The following is a 17215-nucleotide window of genomic DNA, read 5'->3' on the forward strand; positions in this document are numbered from 1 at the left end:
GATACAGCGCTTTGCGCTGTTATGAGGTACAGTAACAACAACGAGCAAACCAATTTCTTAAATGTTGAGGATTGATTAAATGGAGAGCCACTGCAATGATTTTATCAATCATAGAAGTGGAAGTGGGAGCGAACTTCCGCAAAAAAGATTTGAGTTGCGACCACCAAAGTTCAATTGGGTTAAAATCAGGAGAGTATGGAGATAAACAAACAACACTCGCACCTACAGATTGAATCATCGGCTCAATAGATGCTAGTTTATGGGCGGGTAAATTATCCATAACTACTACTGCTCCAGGCCATAATTGAGGACATAAAAACTTCTCAATAAATACGGTAAATGCTTTGCCATCCATTGAATCATTCATGGTCATCAATGCCAACACTTTATTAATACTAATTGCACCAATAGCTGTGACTTTAGCAGCCCGATAAAATGGTTTTAGTTCGGTTAATCTTGTGCCTGGATATGAACGAGCATGAGTTCTGGTCAACCCTAGTAGAATGCCTGTTTCATCCAGAAATACGAGATTTTCTGGCTCGATATGTTTGATTGAGTCCCAATACTCGACTCTCAATTTTTGAACTCTTTCTGTCGCCGCTTGGCTACTGTACCAAGTTTTTTTTTCCGATTTAACCCTAATTTTTGCAAACAGCGACACATGGCCGACTGACTCACCCAATTTCCTGTTTTAACTGCAAATAATTCACATAACTCGGCTAAAGTGGCATCTGGATGCTCTGCTACCAATGCTTTCACTTCTGGTTCCGCAGAAGTCAGATAACTAAATTGTGGCTTTCCCGTCTGTTTGGGCTGTAGGTTTCCCTCTGTTCGTTGTTGGTTTACCAGTTTTTGGACTAAACTTTTACTGACAGCAAAATTGGCGGCTACTTTCCTGATTGACATCTTTTCTACCAAATGCGCTATCACTATTCTTTTGCGGAACTCAACTGAATATGCTTTCATTACCTTTGGCTACAAAATGATATCTTATTGTACCTCATAACAGCGCAAAGCGCTGTAAGTTTGATAAGCGGCGATCGAACCGATATTTACGACATGACCTTTACCGCGATTTATCATTCCCGGTACTATGTAGCGTGTGACGTATAGCAAACCTTTGATATTAGTATCGATCATTTCTTCCCAGTCTTGGAATGAGCCTTCTTGAAGTTTGTTTAAACCTCGACTCAGACCTGCGTTGTTAATCAAAATATCTATATTAGACCAAGGTTCTGGGAGAGATTTTAGAGCTGATTCGACTTGGGTGCGATCGCGCACATCGAGTTGTAACAAATGAATTGAGGAGGAAAATTCTTTGCCGAGTCGAGCTGCTAACTCTTCTAACCTTTCAAAGCGCCGCGCTGCCAAAATTAATTTTGCACCCGCTTGTGCAAAAATTTTGGCACAAGATGCACCAATACCGCTACTTGCACCCGTAATTAGAACAATTTGGTCTTGAAGGGAAAGCATTTTCAGTGATCTTTAGCTTTTAGATTGTCTATTGTTCATTGGTAGGTTGGATTTCGCTACTTTCAACCCAACCTACAGTTATTGCTTTTGACTTTTGACTTTTGACTTTTGACTTTTGACTTTTGACTTTTGACTTTTGGCCTAACTTCCAGAACTAGAAGAGGGACGGTTGGGAGATACATTTCTGCCAGTGGTATTGACAACTGGTAAACGTTGTGTATAAACAGTCATACCATCGGCTCGGATCAAAACGGCAGAAATCCAGTATTTACCTTCCTGGGCGGGTGCGCGACCCACCTTAAAAATACCGCCTGCATCCAATCCTTCTAATTCGATCGGACCGTTGTTAATATATTTATCCGCTTTGACGGGTTGTTCCAAAGCTGTTCCCACCAGCAAGTCATCGCCTAGCGGCTCTTTGACTATCACATCCAGGTTATATTCTTGATTTGTGCGGACTTGTGCGGGTAATCTGACATCAAGTGTGGGTGGCTTTTGACCGGAGGCGAGCTGAGTTTGTTCGCTGAGAATTTCTTGGCTGACTATTTTTTGGCCTTCAAAGCCTTGGCGCGATCGAATTGTTGAGTTAAAAGTCCAGTCTCTTCCTTGTACTGGCTGAGTACCGGTAATTTTAGTGACTGTTTCTGCGATAATCCTGCCGCCTTGAGATTCCCAAGATACAAGTTCTGTGCGGTAATTAAGCTGGGGGTAGAGTTGCCAGAGTTGGGTAAGAGTTTTTTCCATACTCTGACGATTTAAGCCATCGGAATGGCTAAAATTCGGACTGTAGAACTGCATGACAGCCTGAACGTTGCGCTTGTTGGCGGCTGCATCTATTTGGGATATGGCGTTTTTCAATTCGGGGGGTGCGGTATCGGGAGTCGCTGCGCGGGCGCTTGTCCACCCAGTCGATAAGCCCAGCGTTAGCAGAACAAGCAGAGGAAAATGTTGGGAAATGCCTTTGAGTAAATTTAGAGGGTGACGCATCGGTAATATTTTGAGAGTTGGTGATTCGATCGCTTTTATTTAATTGATGCTAACTGACAAACAGAATTTGGATCGACAAGTGGCTTCCCCAGAAGGATCGCCCAAGGCGTCGCCGCGACTGCTAATTGCTGCCAGCGGTACGGGCGGACATCTATTTCCGGCTCTAGCTGTGGCAGAACAATTGCCAGATTACCAAATTGAGTGGCTGGGTGTTCCGAATCGGCTGGAAAAACAGCTGGTTCCTTCTCAGTATCCTCTGAATACGATCGCTCTGGAAGGATTCCAGCAACGTTTTGGTTTGGGTACGCTGCGAATTGTGGCTCGTTTCGCCAATTCTATTCTTGTTTGTAGGAAACTGCTAAAACAGGGAAAATTTAACGGCGTGTTTACTACAGGCGGGTATATTGCAGCACCGGCGATTATTGCGGCGCGATCTCTCGGTTTGCCTGCTATCCTCCACGAAGCCAATGCTTTGCCTGGAAAAGTGACTCGATTCTTGAGTCCTTTGTGTAGCACTGTGGCTGTGGGGTTTGAAGTGGCGGCGAATTACTTAAAACAAGGTAAGACAATTTATACCAATACGCCAGTGCGATCGCAATTCCTTTCGCCGCAAAAGCTAGACCTGCCCATTCCAAAGAACGTCCCCCTAATTGTAGTGTTTGGTGGATCTCAGGGTGCGGTGGCAGTCAACAAGCTGGTGCGGGAATGCGCTAGTACTTGGTTTGATGCTGGTGCTTGGGTTGTCCACCAAACTGGAGATAAAGATCCAGATGCCGCGACGCTTCAGCATCCGCAATATATCCAAGTGCCATTTTATGACAATATGGCTGGACTGCTGCAACGCGCTAATTTAGCAATTAGTCGTGCGGGTGCCGGTTCGCTAACAGAATTGGCGGTAACGGGAACGCCTGCAATTTTGATTCCTTATCCTTTTGCAGCAGAAGATCATCAATTTTTTAATGCTTCTGTGTTTAAAGATGCAGGTGCGGGATTGATATTTCGACAATCGGAACTAACGGCAGAGGTGTTGAAAGGGGAGGTGTTGAGTTTGTTGCAAGCACCGGATAAACTGCAAAAAATGGCTGATGCTGCTGCTAGTTTGGCAGTCAAAGATAGTGCCGATCGCTTGGCAAATTTAGTGCGGCAATTGATTAATTAGCAATTTTTGGGCTGAATATTGTAGAGACGTTTTATGAAACGTCTCTACAGCCGATTGAGATAAAGGGGGGTCATCGAAGCGGTTTGGTATTATATCGTGTCCGGTTGCATCGGGAGTACATGAGTGATGCGAAAAATTGTCTGCTGGAATCGAGGGTTAAATTTTAACCGCAGATGTGGACAGATAAACGCAGATAAACGCAGATAAGAGAGCGATTTTTTGAGGCAATCGATGTTACCGGACATGATATCAGTTATTTGCTTGAGGTAGAGATTGACGACTTCGCAGCAGATCGAGAACAACTTGTAAAGCGCAAGCCAAAGCAACTAACACCATCAATACAATTGGTGAAAGATTTATGCCACCGATCGCGATAATTAAAATAAAAGCGGCAGATCCGATGCGATAGGCGGCTAAAATTTTACTCCGATGCTTTGCGCCGACAATACAGGTAATTAGGTGGATGACAGCAAGGGAAATTAAGCAAATTGCGACAGCACCGCAGATCAGCCATCGTTCCGGAGATGGTAGTGCGATCGCTTTTTTGCTAGATACAATGATGTGTTCTACTCCGACACCAGTCGCTGCAATGCCGATCGCCAGGGGTAAATGAAAATAAAGCCATGTGAGACTGATCCCCATTTTGCCAGATGCCATTCCTCGCAGGGGAGAACCATCAACGCTGTCAAAGTAAATCCACCACAAGCTAAAAGCGATACTCATACCCAGCAAAGCGACGCCGGCAGATAAAATACCCCATTGCAATTGGGCGACTGCTCTGACTACACCTATGACTGCTTCACCCAAGACAATGATAGTAAATAGCCCGACTCTTTCAGGTACGTGGGAAAATGAAGGGGGTATTTTGGCTACTAATTTTCCTGCTGTTAGAGGGGTACCGAAATCGATAATTAGTGCTAATATCCAAAGTGCAAATCGCCAAGGAGGTGGAACAGAAATTGACAGCAGCCAAATTGCAACGGCGAGCGAAAAGCCTCTGGCGTACCAATTTGTCAAACTACGGGCGACGGGGACATGGTATCCAGCGATGAGATACTGGACAATCAAAATACCTCTCACGGTTATGTAGGATAAAGCAAAGCCATCTGAACTTTCCTCTAAGCCGTGATGGACGTTGACTGCCAAAACTGCGATCGCTACCATTTGCAGTAGTGTCAGCAGTCGGTGTCCTAAGTCGTCGGTATCGAAGCGAGTGGCGTAAAAAGTTGCCCCGACCCAAGACCACCAAATTGGTACGAATAGCAGCATATAGCACAAAAAGCCCGATACGGAAAGGTGTCCGTCTAAATAATGCGCTACTTCTGCGATCGCTGCTACAAAGACTAGATCGTAAAATAATTCCAGCCAAGTAGCGCGGCGTTCCTCTTCCTCTTCTTCAAGAGTACGCAGGCGGGGAGGTTGCCAAAAACCTTTTGTCATCCCAGGATCTCCGAAGTATTTCTGGTTTCAATATATATTTAGCTGAAAATTGGACTTTATAGTGTAAAAATTAACAGTTTCAAAGCACGGGAATTTCAATCCAGAATTCGGTACCTTTTCCCGGTTCCGATTCACAACGCAGCACACCGCCATGCTTTTCCACCACAATTTGATAACTGATCGATAAACCCAGTCCCGTACCTTTTCCTACAGGCTTAGTAGTGAAAAAAGGGTCAAATAGTCGTTTTTTTACTTCTGGCGTAATTCCAGGGCCATTATCAGCAATTTTAATTATAACTCGCTGAGGATAATCTACAATTGTAGTAGTAATTTTTATCGTACTGGGGGAACTTTTAATCTCTGCGGTTGAGCGCTGGGCATTATAACTATCTAAGGCATCAATAGCATTAGCGATAATATTCATAAATACCTGATTTAGCTGTCCGGCATAACACTCCACCAATGGCAGTTTGCCATACTCTTTAATCACTTCAATTGCCGGATGTTCTGGTTTTGCTTTCAGACGATTTTGTAAGATTAATAAAGTATTATCAATGCCCTCGTGAAGATCGACAGCTTTCATATCCGCTTCATCGAACCGAGAGAAGTTCCGCAAGCTGAGGACAATTTGACGAATGCGATCGGCTCCCATTTTCATCGAAACAAGTATTTTAGGCAAATCTTCGACAAGAAAATCTATATCGCCGTCTTCAATATGCTCTTGAATTTCTCGATCGGGGTAGGGATAATGCTGTTGGTACAACCGCACGAGTTCCAACAAAACTTGCACGTATTCATCAATGTGAGTTAGGTTGCCGTAGATAAAGTTAACTGGGTTGTTAATTTCATGGGCTACTCCCGCCACCAATTGACCGAGACTGGACATTTTTTCAGTTTGAATGAGTTGAACTTGAGCTTTTTGGAGTGCGTCTAGTGTTTGCTGTAGCTGTTCGGCTTTCTCGCGTTCCCGTGCTTCTGATTCGCGCAAGGCATCAAGAGCCTGTTTGCGATCGGTAATATCGTTATTGATTTCCAATATGGCAAAGATTTGGCCATATTCATCTTTTTGTAAAGTCCAACGACTGGCAACGATGATTTTTTCCCCATTGTGCTTAGTGTGAATTAACTCTCCCTCCCAATGACCTTCCTGTAGGAATAAAGCCATAATTTCTTCCAGAGGTTGCGGAAAAATTGTTTGCAATAATGAATGAATATAGTTACCCAAAGACTCAGCTTTTGACCAACCATATAACCGTTCGGCACCTTGATTCCAATAAGTAATTTTATCGTCAAGGTCTCGAATTATAATGCTGTCATTAGCTAGGTCTAGCATTTCCATATTTTGCTGCAACTTTTGTAGGGTTTCGCTCAGTTGTTTGGCTTGTGCTGTACGTTCTTGCACGAGATATTCTACCTGGAAGGTATAACGCAATGACATCATTATATAAATTGTTAAAAATATTGTTAACAGTAAACTGCTCGCCAAAGTTAATCCCGTTTTCCAGTAACTCTTGATGGCAATATATCCCGGTTCTGGAATTATGACGATCGACCACTGACGATCGGCAACTTGGAGGCTGCGGCTACAGAAAACAAAGTTATTCCAGCAAAGCGATTTATCAGCAATTTTTAGAGGTACTTCGTGGCTGGGATCTGTGACGATCTCTTGATTTTTTGATTGGTAAAATGAGAGGAAGCGATCGCTAACAGGAGCCGTATCATCAAAAATATAAAAATTGAAGCGATCTAACTCTAATCCCGGTAAAGCAGCTTTGACAATATCAGCTATTTGAAAAACAGCAGTAACAACTCCTTCAAAGTTTTCCCGACGAGATTGCAGGTTGTTAACAGAAGTGCCATTCCGGTAGACTGGTTGAAATGTTAAAAAGCCGAGTTTTCTGGTTGTAAAGATTCTAACTCGTCCGGTACTACTCATCGCTGCTGTATCGCGTGCATTTTCCAAAGCAGCGCGACGCATAGGATCGGAAGCTAGATCGAAGCCGATGGCTACATTCTGGCTATTTGAGGAACTTACATAGGTGATGGGGAAATATTCTGGGCGCTCTCCCGCTCTGACCATCTGGCCTTGGGCTCCGCTTTCTGTAATCTGGAAGTTGGGATAACCTTCCGTTCGCACTGCTTGCTCGAAAGCTTGTCGTTCCTCTGCCAATACCCGCTGCGACCAATTAAATCCCAGGATGCTGGGATACTTTGCCAGGAAATCTCCCACAAAAATTTTAAATTCCTGCCGATCGACTTTTCCAGATGCTGCATACAACTTGCCAGTTGCTTGCAGCATTCCCAAATTGGTGTCTATACTTTGCTGCAAGGCAGTTGCCAGCTTGTCTGCTTGGTTTTTAAACTGAGCTTTTCGGTTTTCTGTTTCCCATTTACCCACAGTTAGGCTAGCGACAACGGATAAAAAAATACCCGCGCACAGCATCAGCAACGCTGGAGTGTAATGGCGCTTTTTAGGTAAAGCCATATAGTATGAACTTAGCCTTTGGCTAGTAGTGCTGTTATTTGAAAAGTAGATGGTTCCCGATTGGAGGCGATCGGCTTTGGGCCACTAGGCCAGATGCGAATTTCGATCGCAGCTGACACCATATACGAAGGCCGATGCCCTTAAGTGATTGCTATCCTGATATTAGGTAATATTTTCATAGATTGAGAACCAATTTTGAAATCTGTGGGCCATCGTGCCAGTACGGAACGAGTTCGTTCAGATTGATTAGACCTCTCCTCGAAAAGAATCTCAGAGACAGGCAGGATGCCTATCCCACAAGAATTTTTGGATATCTCTATTGAGCAAAGTAAAGCTAAATAAGAGATTGCTTTGTGGCGATCGTTTTGAGATTAGTTTAAAAATCAAATATAGGTCTGAAAAAAGTAAGGCAAGCATTGCCCACCTTACTTTACTGGCTACTATGCTTTAAAAGTCAACACAGGTTTGAGACGCGCCACTACACCAACCAAACCAGCTGCAATTTGAACATCAATTACTGGCTGAATTGGCTTATAAGCTGCGGGTGCTTCTTCGATTCTGCGTTCCTCGCGCAGAGTGATGCAATCTATACCAGTTAAACCCAAAGCATCCTCACTTTTATCTGCACCTTCACGATTGAGATCGAAACGAGAACGTATCCGACCCGCACCATGAGAAGCAGAACAAAGAAATTCTGAATTTCCTTTCCCAATTAATAGATAAGAAGTTGCTCCCATCGAACCGGGAATAATTACTGGTTGTTGCGGATGCGCGGGACAAGCACCTTTACGAGTTACCCAATGATTCCCCTCAAAAAGAGTAATATTGTGAGGTAAATCATATACTAAAGGTGCTGCCAAATCTCCATAAACTTCCCGCAATCGCAAACGCAATAATTCGGCCAATAAAAGACGATTGATAAAACCGTAATTGGCAGCAGTTGCTTCTGCTTGTAGATAGTCGCTGACGAGGTTGGGATTGGCTGTTAAGGAAAGAGGAAAAAGGCGAGAATCGGGATATTTGAGGTGTTTTGGCCATGCCGCTTGAGCGCGATCGCGCCACATTCCGCCAATATATTTGCCCACATTGCGAGAACCGGAGTGAATCGTAAAAGCGAGTTGTCCTTTCCGCACGCCCCAAGCAAAAGCTGTCGCTTTGTCTTCGATTTCTTCTACTACCTGAATTTCGACAAAATGATTGCCTCCTCCGATGGTAGCCAATCCACCATCGCGCACGATTCCGGTGTCGGGAACGAGTTCTTCTGGTGCCCATTTCCAGCCACCATTCATGGAACCGCCCAAATATACCCGGTCAATTTCATTCGCCAATTGGTCTAAATTCGACTTAGCAACGCTACCTGTAGGCGCATCCAGCATCACATCCAACCAACCCGGAATTCCGTACTGAAAAAGGGCGCGGGCGGTTTTAGCAGTCATGGCGACATCGCGAGTACCGAAGAAGTAATCGCCTTTCATCAATTCGACAAAGCGATCGCGTTTTTGCAGGAACTTCTCCAGCGACAAATCCGCAACGTGCAACCGCATTCCGCAGTTGATATCGGAACCGAGAGCGGCGGAAATAACCATCCCTTCTGTTTGCACGATCGAGCCTATAGCAACCCCAGCATCACCGGGATGAAAGTCTGGCGTTGCACAGCACTTGCAAACAGAACCGCCTGCGGGATGGCAAATTTGTGCGAGATTTGCTAACTGCTTGAGTGCTTTCGCTTCTACGGGAAAGCCTTCTGGGAGAAGGATTTCCGCAGTTGGTGCATCGGCATTTGTGGGACAGGCATCTTGCCTGTCAAACTCAGAGGAATCGTTGAGACGGACAGAGTAAGTGCGATCGTTGTAAGTTACATCTAGCCCCTGTTTAGCCAAAGCTTGAAGGAGCCGTTTGAGATTTTTCGGCTGCTGCATAGATAAATAGTGTTTTGCAGGTCGAAGGCGACCCAAATTGAGTGAAGGGATGAGGTGACTTTGGTTCAGCAGCCGCAGTCTAGCTTCTTTATATTAAATCATTCTTGTTTGGGATAATTCCCGATCGCGATCGCACTTTTGGCAAAGTTTTGAGATTTGCGCGATCGATCTAAAAAATCTCTGAGTCTGATTCGTTCTCTTGTGCTGCTACACGCTTTGCTTTTCCCAAGCGATAAGCTGTCAGGGGACTGTTGCGAATGTCTAGACAGCTAAAATTTAAAAACAGAGGCTAGTTCATCATTGCTAAACAGCGTTGCAATCAATTCCAGCTTAGCACGCGCCAAAATTATCATGGTTTCTTTTTCAAAGTTTTCACATAAGGATAATTGAGAATCTTTTCGTCTGCGGTCAACAATGAGCAGTCGTAACTTCTCGCAGTAGCAACAATTATTTGATCGGCTGGATCTCGATGAAAACTACCGGGTAACTGCGTTGACTCCAAGGCAATACGCCACGTAAGGTCTACCAGGCAAATACCGGGGTACGCCAAAGCTTGCTCAAACCACTCTTCAATTGAACAAGGTAATCTTAGTCGGTTGTATTCCACCAACTTCGCAACTTCCCAGCAGGAAATGATGCTGATACCAAGACCATCAGCCTCATATTCATTTATCCATCCGAGATAATCTTCTGTTAATCGAGCATCGCCATGAATCCACCAAACCCAAATATGTGTGTCTAGAACTATCATTCCAAAACCCTCCAATCTTCCTCAGCAACAGGTTCGGTTGGATTGTCATAAAGTATAGGCGTACCGCGTAAAGGGTAAAGATTTTTTGTGCTTAACTTTGCAATCCGTGCCAAAACGATTACCTCTACTGAATCGCCAGCATGGAAAGGTAAATCGTTGAGTGTGAGTGTTCCGTCCTGAGTTAGGGTAGCCTTGACGCGATGGGCGTTCATTGCTAGTGCCTCCATTAAGTTTTGTCAAGCATTATTATATGCCGATAACAGGTTGTCCATATACTTGAATTTTATTGTAGTATATCGTAGTATAAATATTATTGCCACACAAGCGGCAACCATGTTTCCATCGCTCTAGCAAGGAGCAAGTCTATGATTCCTCTCAAAAACATACGCAACATCGGAATTTCTGCTCACATCGACTCTGGTAAGACAACTTTATCGGAGCGCATCCTTTTCTACACTGGCAGAATCCACAAAATTGAGGAGGTGCGTGGCAACGGAGATGGTGCCACGATGGACTTTATGGAGCTAGAGCGTCAGAAGGGTATTACGATTACTTCTGCCGCTACAACTTGCATTTGGAACGATACCCAAATCAACTTGATCGATACTCCGGGTCACGTAGATTTCACCATAGAAGTTGAGCGTGCTTTGCGCGTTCTCGATGGTGCAATTATGGTGCTTTGTGCTGTTGCTGGCGTGCAGTCGCAGTCTATTACTGTAGACCGACAAATGAAACGCTATCGCGTACCGCGCATTGCTTTTATTAACAAAATGGATCGTTTGGGTGCAGATCCGTTTCGTGTTGTGCAAGCTTTGAAAGATAAGCTGAATTTGAATGCTTTACTGCTTCAGTATCCGATTGGCAGCGAGGATAAGTTTGCTGGTGTCATCGATTTAATCGAGATGAAGGCGAACTATTTTGAAGGAGAAAAAGGAGAAGATAGAGTTGTTCGATCGATTCCCGAAAACCTGCAAGCAGAAGCGGCAATAGCTAGGGAAAAAATGCTCGATCGCCTTTCGATGTTTTCCGAACAAATGATGGCGAAACTGCTGATGGAAGAAGAAGTTCCTCAAGAAATGATTTGGGAAACGATTCGACAGGCAACATTGAGTCTTGAGCTAACACCCGTTTTGCTAGGTTCTGCTTTCAAAAACAAAGGCGTGCAGAATTTGCTGGATGCTGTAACTCTCTACTTGCCATCACCGATCGATCGGGAAGTAGTGAAAGCGTTTGATGTCAAAACAGAGGAAAAAATCAATGTTTACGCTGATAGAGATGGGCCAGTTGTGGCGCTAGCTTTCAAAATTGCCGATGACGAACAATCGGGACAATTGACTTACACGCGCATCTATTCGGGAACGCTGCGGAAGGGCGAACGCATCCGCAATACCCGCACGAATAAATCCGTTTCTGTAGGTCGGTTTGTGCGAATGCACGCCGACAAACGGGAAAATATCGAAGTTGCCGCTACGGGTGATATCGTAGCATTAATTGGTGTTGATTGCGCTTCTGGCGATACCTTCTGTTCGGAAGGAATAAATGTTTCTTTGGAAGGAATGTTTGTTCCCGATCCGGTGATTACTTTGGCAGTTACGCCGAAGCACAAAGAAGATAGCGATCGCGTCTCGAAAGCACTCAACCGTTTTATGCGCGAAGATCCGACTTTCCGCGTCAGCATCGATCCGGAATCTAAGCAAACTTGGATTTCGGGAATGGGTGAATTGCACCTGGAAATCTACATCGAACGTATCAAGCGGGAATACAAAGCGGAAGTTTATGTTGGCGATCCGGCGGTAGCTTATCGCGAAACAATTTCCCAAACGGCAACTTTCGATTATTTACTCAGAAAGCAGACAGGTGGTTCCGGTCAATTCGCTCATGTAATTGGTAAAATCGAACCTTGCCAAGAAACATTTGCGTTCGAGAACAAAGTCGTCGGCGGTGCAATTCCGAAAGAATTTATACCCGCTTGCGAGAAAGGTTTCCGCGATGGAATTAACGGCGGACTTTTAATCGGTTATCCCGTAACTGGGGTAAAGGTAATTCTGGAACACGGTAGTTACCACAGGGAAGATTCTTCGGAATTAGCTTTTCGATCGGCTGCTCATTTTGCCTTTGAACAAGCATTCAAAAAAGCTCATCCGATTATCCTCGAACCGATTATGCTGGTGGAAGTGGAAACACCAAACGAGTATCTCGGACGAGTGCAGGGAGATATTTCTTCTCGTCGCGGTTTGTTGTTAGGTTCGGAAACAATGCAAGGATATTCTGTTATCCGCGCAGAAGTTCCGCTGAAGGAAATGTTCGGTTATTCGACGGATTTGCGATCGATCACTTCCGGACAAGCTAGCTTCGTAATGGAGTTTGCAGAATATCGGCAAGTTCCACCCAGTTTGCAACAGCAATTGGTTGCTCATGGCGCGAGATGACCTCTCGCCCAACCCCTCTCTTCCCAGGAGAGGGGAGAAAAGAAATCCGGTTTCTTGAATAATACCTTCGCCATTTTCCTGTAGGTTGGGTTGAGAGAAGCGAAACCCAACATAAACCTTGGTTTACCCTGCGGGAAGGCTACGCCTACGTGCCTCAACCCAACCTACGAATCTGGACTCAAAGATGCAATCCTGATGCAGAGGATAGTTATGGTACAAGAAAATACTGTGAAAGAACGTATTGAAAAGATTATAGGAGCGTGTCCTAATGCGGAAAATGATTATCTTGAAGCAACTGATTGGTTATACGAGCTAGATCCCGATAAAATAGATGAAATTATCGCTGATTTTGAAATAAAGTACGAAAATATATTAAAATAATGTATTCAAATAATTGGCGATCCCAGCTATGACGAAAAAACGAATCGATCGCTAATCGATCGATGGTATCCAGAAGCAATTAGAATCTCTTGCTGGGAAATGAGCGATCGGCTTTTTTATCTCTCTCTTGAACAGCACGATACCGAAACGCCTGTTTGTATTTTAATTGGTTGTATAACTAACCTCAATAGTTTGAATATATTTGACAGTTGTCCAAAGTTTTGAATAAAGTGCAGGTAAGTTATGCACCTGGGACGGATCGTTAATTCTCACCACCCAACCATTGAAGAGTTCTTGAACGGTGATAATTGTAATGGCAAACGGATGTTTTGCCGCCTTAGCGATAACTTGGGGATGATTGTAGAGAATCAGTGAAACAGAATCGGTATCTAGAATATATCGATACACCAGAAGCCACCTCTACAGGTAATAGGAAGGATCGACTTCGGAGTTATCATCTGAGGTTCTTTCATGGCGAATTGATGACATAATTGCGGCAAAATCGGCATCGTCTTTAAAGACACCTGCAAATTTCATCCAGTTTGGTTCTGAAGTTTGAATCGGCACGTTCCATGAAATCGCTTCCATATTTTTTAGCCGTTCTAAAAAGGTAGCTTGAATTTGTGCGAGCGCTTCTTCTCTTGTTTCTGCTTTCACTCGACAGTCGGGAAACTCTCTGACGGATGCCGCAACTTCCCCGGATGTCAGTGCTTCTAGCAGGAGTGTGACTTTGAGGTTGGTGAATGGATCGGACTGCGACAAGTCTAGGTTCATCATGTTAATTTTGGAAAGGCTATTTATGAGCTTTACTTTTATTGTACCGCAGAGAGCGATCGCACTACAAAAAAAAGTGCGATCGCTATCCGTACAATCATCGCATTGTCATGGTAGAAATGGATAAGATTGTGAGTGGAAATAGATGTTGGGTTTCCTTGGGTTAAACTAAGCTACAAGGAAGGGCGACTCACTAATGGCTATGACAACTCTTCAATTGTCACTAACCCGCCTTTAGGGAACTGCACTACAAGTTCATGTTCCTCTAGCAACGCAGTTCCAAGTAATGGTCGGAAAAAATTGCCAAAGCACTCTGAGGTAAGCTATAATTTGTGCAAGCTTCTGGATTATTAAGATGGAAACTGTGTTAAATATTGAATATATTACCAACAAAGACGGAGATGTAAGCGCTGTAGTGATTCCTATTGAGCTATGGCGACAAATACTACCTAATGAAAAAGTTTCTGTGGAGCAACTTGCAGAGGCGGTAGAAGACTATTGTATGAACAAAGCAATGGATGAAGCTGTTAATACTCCCTTGCTAGATCGTGCGGAAGCCTTAGCTTATCTTGAGGAATAATCATCTTGGAAATTAAATACCGTCAGGCTTTTCTAAAAGACTTGAAAAAATTGAAGAGTTCGACATCATACGAACGCATCTACGAGCTTGCTTTTACAACTTTAGAAGCAATCAAAACTTTGGAGGAGATTCCTGACATTAAAGCTATGCAAGGTTACGCGGGTCGCTATCGCATCCGCATCGGCGATTATCGTATTGGAATCGAGGTTAATGAAGATGTTATAGAAGTTATGCGTGTTTTACATCGTCGGGAGTTTTATCGTTATTTTCCCTAATCCCCGATTTCACGATAGGCGATCGCTCTCCGTCCAATCATCACATTGTTATGCTAAAAATAGATAAGATTGTGAGTGGAAATAGATGTTGGTTTTACTTGGGTTAAACTAAGCTATAAGGAAGGGCGATCGCACTAATGGCTATTACAACTCTTCAATTGTCACTAGCCCGCCCTCAGTAAACTGTACTACAAGTTCATGTTCCTCTAGCAAGGCAGTTCCAAGTAAAGGTCTTCGCCCTGTCGCAAGTACCCGAACTTCTCGTTCTTCTCCATTCCATATCACAACTGCTTCATGGACTGGCAATAAAACCTCGCTGTTGTCTGCTAAGTTTGCCGAGAGATCGTATATGAAAGGAAACCTCAATAATGAAACCGCTTCTGGGGGCAAACAAAGATGTCCAGTAAATCCTGTATCGATGACAAATTCAATCGGTATAGTTGAGCCGTTGTAGAGCAGAAATGTCAACGTTACGGTTGCGTGTCTATCAGTAACTATGCCAGAAATCACTTGTAAACACGCTCCATCACTCCACCGAATGACACCGCTACATTGTATCCAATGCGGATGCCGAAGAGACGAGCATTTGGATGTTTTTCGCTAAGTTTATGGGCTGCTTTTAACCCAGTTTCATCAATTTCGTAGTCTCCTGATTCAATGTCGATGATCACCATTTTGCCGATGTTCTCATCCACTTCCACTTGTTGACGGATGCTATTTTCGTACAATTGTTTTGCACGTCTTGCCACTTCTTCACGGCTGAGAAGGATTGTTTGCATAAGGTAAGTTCCGATCGCTACAGTGATTTTTCAGAACTATTTTATCATATTTTACGGCTAAACAGGGTGGATATTGCTTACCTTATGAGTTTCGTAGCGACTGTCTTAAAATTCAAGCAAGCGATCGCACTTTTTTTGGTAGTGCGATCGCTCTCCTTCCAATCATCGCATTGAAATGATGAAAATGGATAAGATTGTGAGTGGCAAAAGATGTTGGATTTCCTTGTGTCAACCCAACCTAAGAAAACTACTTCGTTAGATAAATATAGCGTTCATTTACTGCTATGGTACTATATCTCCAACCACCAGTATTGATGACTTTGGCATCGCCACCCCAGTTAAGTCCATTAATTCTAGCACCGTACAAGTTATCATCTTTCCCCCAATAAATATAGCCACTTTCTACAGCTATATCGCTATATCTCCAACCACCAGTATTGATGACTTTGGCATCGCCACCCCAGTTAAGTCCATTAATTCTAGCACCGTACAAATTATCATCTTTAACCCAATAAATATAGCCGTTTTTTATTGCTATGGTACTGTTTCTCCAACCACCAGTATTAATGACTTTGGCATTGCCACCCCAGTTAAGTCCATTAATTCTAGCACCGTACAAATTATCATCTTTAATCCAATAAACGTAGCCATTTTCTACTGCTATATTAGTATTTATCCAACCACCAGTATTGATGACTTTGGCATTGCCACCCCAGTTAAGTCCATTAATTCTAGCACCGTACAAGTTATCATCTTTAGTCCAATAAACATAGCCGTTTTTTACCGCTATATCGCTATCCCAGCCTCCTGTATTAATAATTTGGGTTCTGCCTTCCCAACTCAATCCGTTAATCACACCTCCGAAAAGATCTCCTGATTGAGCTTTTACAGCTAGTCCTAATAGGGAGACAGCTGTAATAGTAGAGGCCAAAGTAAAATTAGCAAATAATCTGGATAGCTTCATGATTTTGTTTACCTCATTTTAATGAAACATTCTGACCATTCGGATTCCGGTAGATTACACCACGACTAAATGCCGTGTAGATTGCGTTATTGTATCTAGCTACGGTCGTTTTGGTGGTGCGATCGCTCTCCTTGAATGGATAAGATTGTGAGTGGAAAAAAATGTTGGGTTTCCTTGCGTTAAACTAAGCTACAAGGAAGGGCGATCGCATTAGTGCGAAATACTAACACTACCAGAAGTAACAGTACCAGGAAAACTATCAGTTGGTTGATTACAAAGATTTAGTGCCTTTTCTCTTGAAAGATATAAAACACGGATCTTGTCAGGATTTTGATCTCTTACTCCAACGAATGCCCAAGTATCTGTTGCGGTTATTCTGGAAGAACCACCAATGATTGGACCCGCAAGAGTACCAACAGGAATGGTGTTATTCAAAAGAAAACTTCCTACACACTCAGCTCTAACAACCATTTGGAGACCATTTTGTTCTCCTGTAACTGAAAATGTGCCAGAGCCATTTCCAGATGAGCCGCCGGAGGCATTAATATTAAATTGGAATGTTGTGCCTCCCGATCTGGCGCGACCAGATCCTTGGATAGTGGTGGATTCATGGAATGTTCGACTAAATACTGCTTGACTGGAGGCTAATTCTGACTGTGCAACTATTGCCGCCGTTGCCAACACACCGAATGCAAGAAAAACTTGAACTTTGCTTTTCATCATAATCTCTTAGCTGAATTGCTTTGTATTTGTAACCTTAAGCTGGCTAACTTTTAGTTATAAGGCTTGAATACTTATCTATGATCTTTCTTAAATCAA

General features: G+C 43.6%; 20 protein-coding genes. 5 read left to right on the forward strand and 15 right to left on the reverse strand.

Features of this window, described 5'->3' with window-relative positions:
* Nucleotides 1-19 precede the first annotated feature (19 nt).
* From ACE1CD_RS11460 to ACE1CD_RS11475, 4 genes are all read right to left on the reverse strand, one after another.
* Nucleotides 20-577, reverse strand: a complete 558-nt coding sequence (locus ACE1CD_RS11460; protein WP_374824054.1) for a transposase — start codon at nucleotides 575-577, stop codon at nucleotides 20-22.
* On the reverse strand, nucleotides 574-906 hold the full coding sequence (locus ACE1CD_RS11465; protein ID WP_374824057.1) for a transposase: 333 nt from the start codon (nucleotides 904-906) through the stop codon (nucleotides 574-576). Before ACE1CD_RS11465 ends, ACE1CD_RS11460 begins: the two co-directional genes overlap by 4 nt.
* An 84-nt stretch (nucleotides 907-990) precedes the next feature.
* The gene (locus ACE1CD_RS11470; RefSeq protein WP_374824060.1) at nucleotides 991-1473 is read right to left on the reverse strand and encodes an SDR family NAD(P)-dependent oxidoreductase; all 483 of its coding nucleotides are present in this window, start codon (nucleotides 1471-1473) and stop codon (nucleotides 991-993) included.
* 141 nt (nucleotides 1474-1614) lie between these two features.
* Nucleotides 1615-2460, reverse strand: coding sequence for a nuclear transport factor 2 family protein (locus tag ACE1CD_RS11475; protein WP_374795938.1), 846 nt, complete (start codon nucleotides 2458-2460; stop codon nucleotides 1615-1617).
* 46 nt (nucleotides 2461-2506) lie between these two features.
* On the opposite strand from ACE1CD_RS11475, the gene murG reads away from it, so the two are divergent.
* A complete protein-coding gene (gene murG, locus ACE1CD_RS11480) occupies nucleotides 2507-3619 on the forward strand; it encodes an undecaprenyldiphospho-muramoylpentapeptide beta-N-acetylglucosaminyltransferase (RefSeq protein ID WP_374824063.1) in 1113 nt (370 codons plus the stop codon).
* 249 nt (nucleotides 3620-3868) lie between these two features.
* On the opposite strand, the gene ACE1CD_RS11485 is transcribed toward murG, so the two are convergent.
* From ACE1CD_RS11485 to ACE1CD_RS11505, 5 genes are all read right to left on the reverse strand, one after another.
* The gene (locus ACE1CD_RS11485) at nucleotides 3869-5059 is read right to left on the reverse strand and encodes a low temperature requirement protein A (RefSeq protein WP_374824066.1); all 1191 of its coding nucleotides are present in this window, start codon (nucleotides 5057-5059) and stop codon (nucleotides 3869-3871) included.
* A 79-nt stretch (nucleotides 5060-5138) separates the two neighbouring features.
* Nucleotides 5139-7544, reverse strand: a complete 2406-nt coding sequence (locus ACE1CD_RS11490; protein ID WP_374824069.1) for a CHASE domain-containing protein — start codon at nucleotides 7542-7544, stop codon at nucleotides 5139-5141.
* A gap of 440 nt (nucleotides 7545-7984) precedes the next feature.
* Nucleotides 7985-9463 (reverse strand): RtcB family protein, encoded by a 1479-nt coding sequence (locus ACE1CD_RS11495; RefSeq protein WP_374824072.1) that lies wholly within the window; start codon nucleotides 9461-9463, stop codon nucleotides 7985-7987.
* Between the two features lie 349 nt (nucleotides 9464-9812).
* On the reverse strand, nucleotides 9813-10214 hold the full coding sequence (locus tag ACE1CD_RS11500; RefSeq protein WP_374795943.1) for a type II toxin-antitoxin system VapC family toxin: 402 nt from the start codon (nucleotides 10212-10214) through the stop codon (nucleotides 9813-9815).
* Nucleotides 10211-10426, reverse strand: a complete 216-nt coding sequence (locus tag ACE1CD_RS11505; protein WP_374795944.1) for a hypothetical protein — start codon at nucleotides 10424-10426, stop codon at nucleotides 10211-10213. The genes ACE1CD_RS11500 and ACE1CD_RS11505 overlap by 4 nt, the downstream gene beginning before the upstream one ends.
* Before the next feature lie 153 nt (nucleotides 10427-10579).
* On the opposite strand from ACE1CD_RS11505, the gene fusA reads away from it, so the two are divergent.
* Together fusA and ACE1CD_RS11515 are read left to right on the forward strand one after the other, a co-directional pair.
* Complete coding sequence (fusA, locus tag ACE1CD_RS11510; RefSeq protein ID WP_374824075.1) at nucleotides 10580-12643, forward strand: elongation factor G; 2064 nt, start codon at nucleotides 10580-10582, stop codon at nucleotides 12641-12643.
* A gap of 210 nt (nucleotides 12644-12853) precedes the next feature.
* Nucleotides 12854-13024 carry a hypothetical protein gene (locus tag ACE1CD_RS11515; protein WP_374824077.1) on the forward strand — a complete coding sequence of 57 codons (171 nt, stop codon included), beginning with the start codon at nucleotides 12854-12856 and terminating at the stop codon, nucleotides 13022-13024.
* A gap of 162 nt (nucleotides 13025-13186) precedes the next feature.
* Here the strand turns inward: ACE1CD_RS11515 and ACE1CD_RS11520 are convergent, their stop codons facing one another.
* Entirely contained in the window at nucleotides 13187-13432 is a 246-nt protein-coding gene (locus ACE1CD_RS11520) for a hypothetical protein (RefSeq protein WP_374824080.1), read from the reverse strand.
* A gap of 12 nt (nucleotides 13433-13444) precedes the next feature.
* The gene (locus ACE1CD_RS11525) at nucleotides 13445-13801 is read right to left on the reverse strand and encodes a hypothetical protein (RefSeq protein ID WP_374795947.1); all 357 of its coding nucleotides are present in this window, start codon (nucleotides 13799-13801) and stop codon (nucleotides 13445-13447) included.
* A 352-nt stretch (nucleotides 13802-14153) separates the two neighbouring features.
* On the opposite strand from ACE1CD_RS11525, the gene ACE1CD_RS11530 reads away from it, so the two are divergent.
* Nucleotides 14154-14378, forward strand: coding sequence for a hypothetical protein (locus ACE1CD_RS11530; protein ID WP_374795948.1), 225 nt, complete (start codon nucleotides 14154-14156; stop codon nucleotides 14376-14378).
* A gap of 5 nt (nucleotides 14379-14383) precedes the next feature.
* A complete protein-coding gene (locus tag ACE1CD_RS11535; protein WP_374795949.1) occupies nucleotides 14384-14653 on the forward strand; it encodes a type II toxin-antitoxin system RelE/ParE family toxin in 270 nt (89 codons plus the stop codon).
* Nucleotides 14654-14797: 144 nt separating this feature from the next.
* Here ACE1CD_RS11535 and ACE1CD_RS11540 read toward each other — a convergent pair whose 3' ends face one another.
* From ACE1CD_RS11540 to ACE1CD_RS11555, 4 genes are all read right to left on the reverse strand, one after another.
* A complete protein-coding gene (locus ACE1CD_RS11540; RefSeq protein ID WP_374795950.1) occupies nucleotides 14798-15121 on the reverse strand; it encodes a clan AA aspartic protease in 324 nt (107 codons plus the stop codon).
* 38 nt (nucleotides 15122-15159) lie between these two features.
* Complete coding sequence (locus ACE1CD_RS11545) at nucleotides 15160-15432, reverse strand: hypothetical protein (RefSeq protein WP_374795951.1); 273 nt, start codon at nucleotides 15430-15432, stop codon at nucleotides 15160-15162.
* 247 nt (nucleotides 15433-15679) lie between these two features.
* Nucleotides 15680-16396: a hypothetical protein gene (locus ACE1CD_RS11550; protein ID WP_374824083.1), complete on the reverse strand. Its 717-nt coding sequence runs from the start codon at nucleotides 16394-16396 to the stop codon at nucleotides 15680-15682.
* Between the two features lie 210 nt (nucleotides 16397-16606).
* Nucleotides 16607-17116: a hypothetical protein gene (locus ACE1CD_RS11555; protein WP_374824085.1), complete on the reverse strand. Its 510-nt coding sequence runs from the start codon at nucleotides 17114-17116 to the stop codon at nucleotides 16607-16609.
* Between the last annotated feature and the right edge of the window lie 99 nt (nucleotides 17117-17215).

This window comes from Aerosakkonema sp. BLCC-F183, from assembly GCF_041929145.1.
Lineage (GTDB): Bacteria > Cyanobacteriota > Cyanobacteriia > Cyanobacteriales > Aerosakkonemataceae > Aerosakkonema.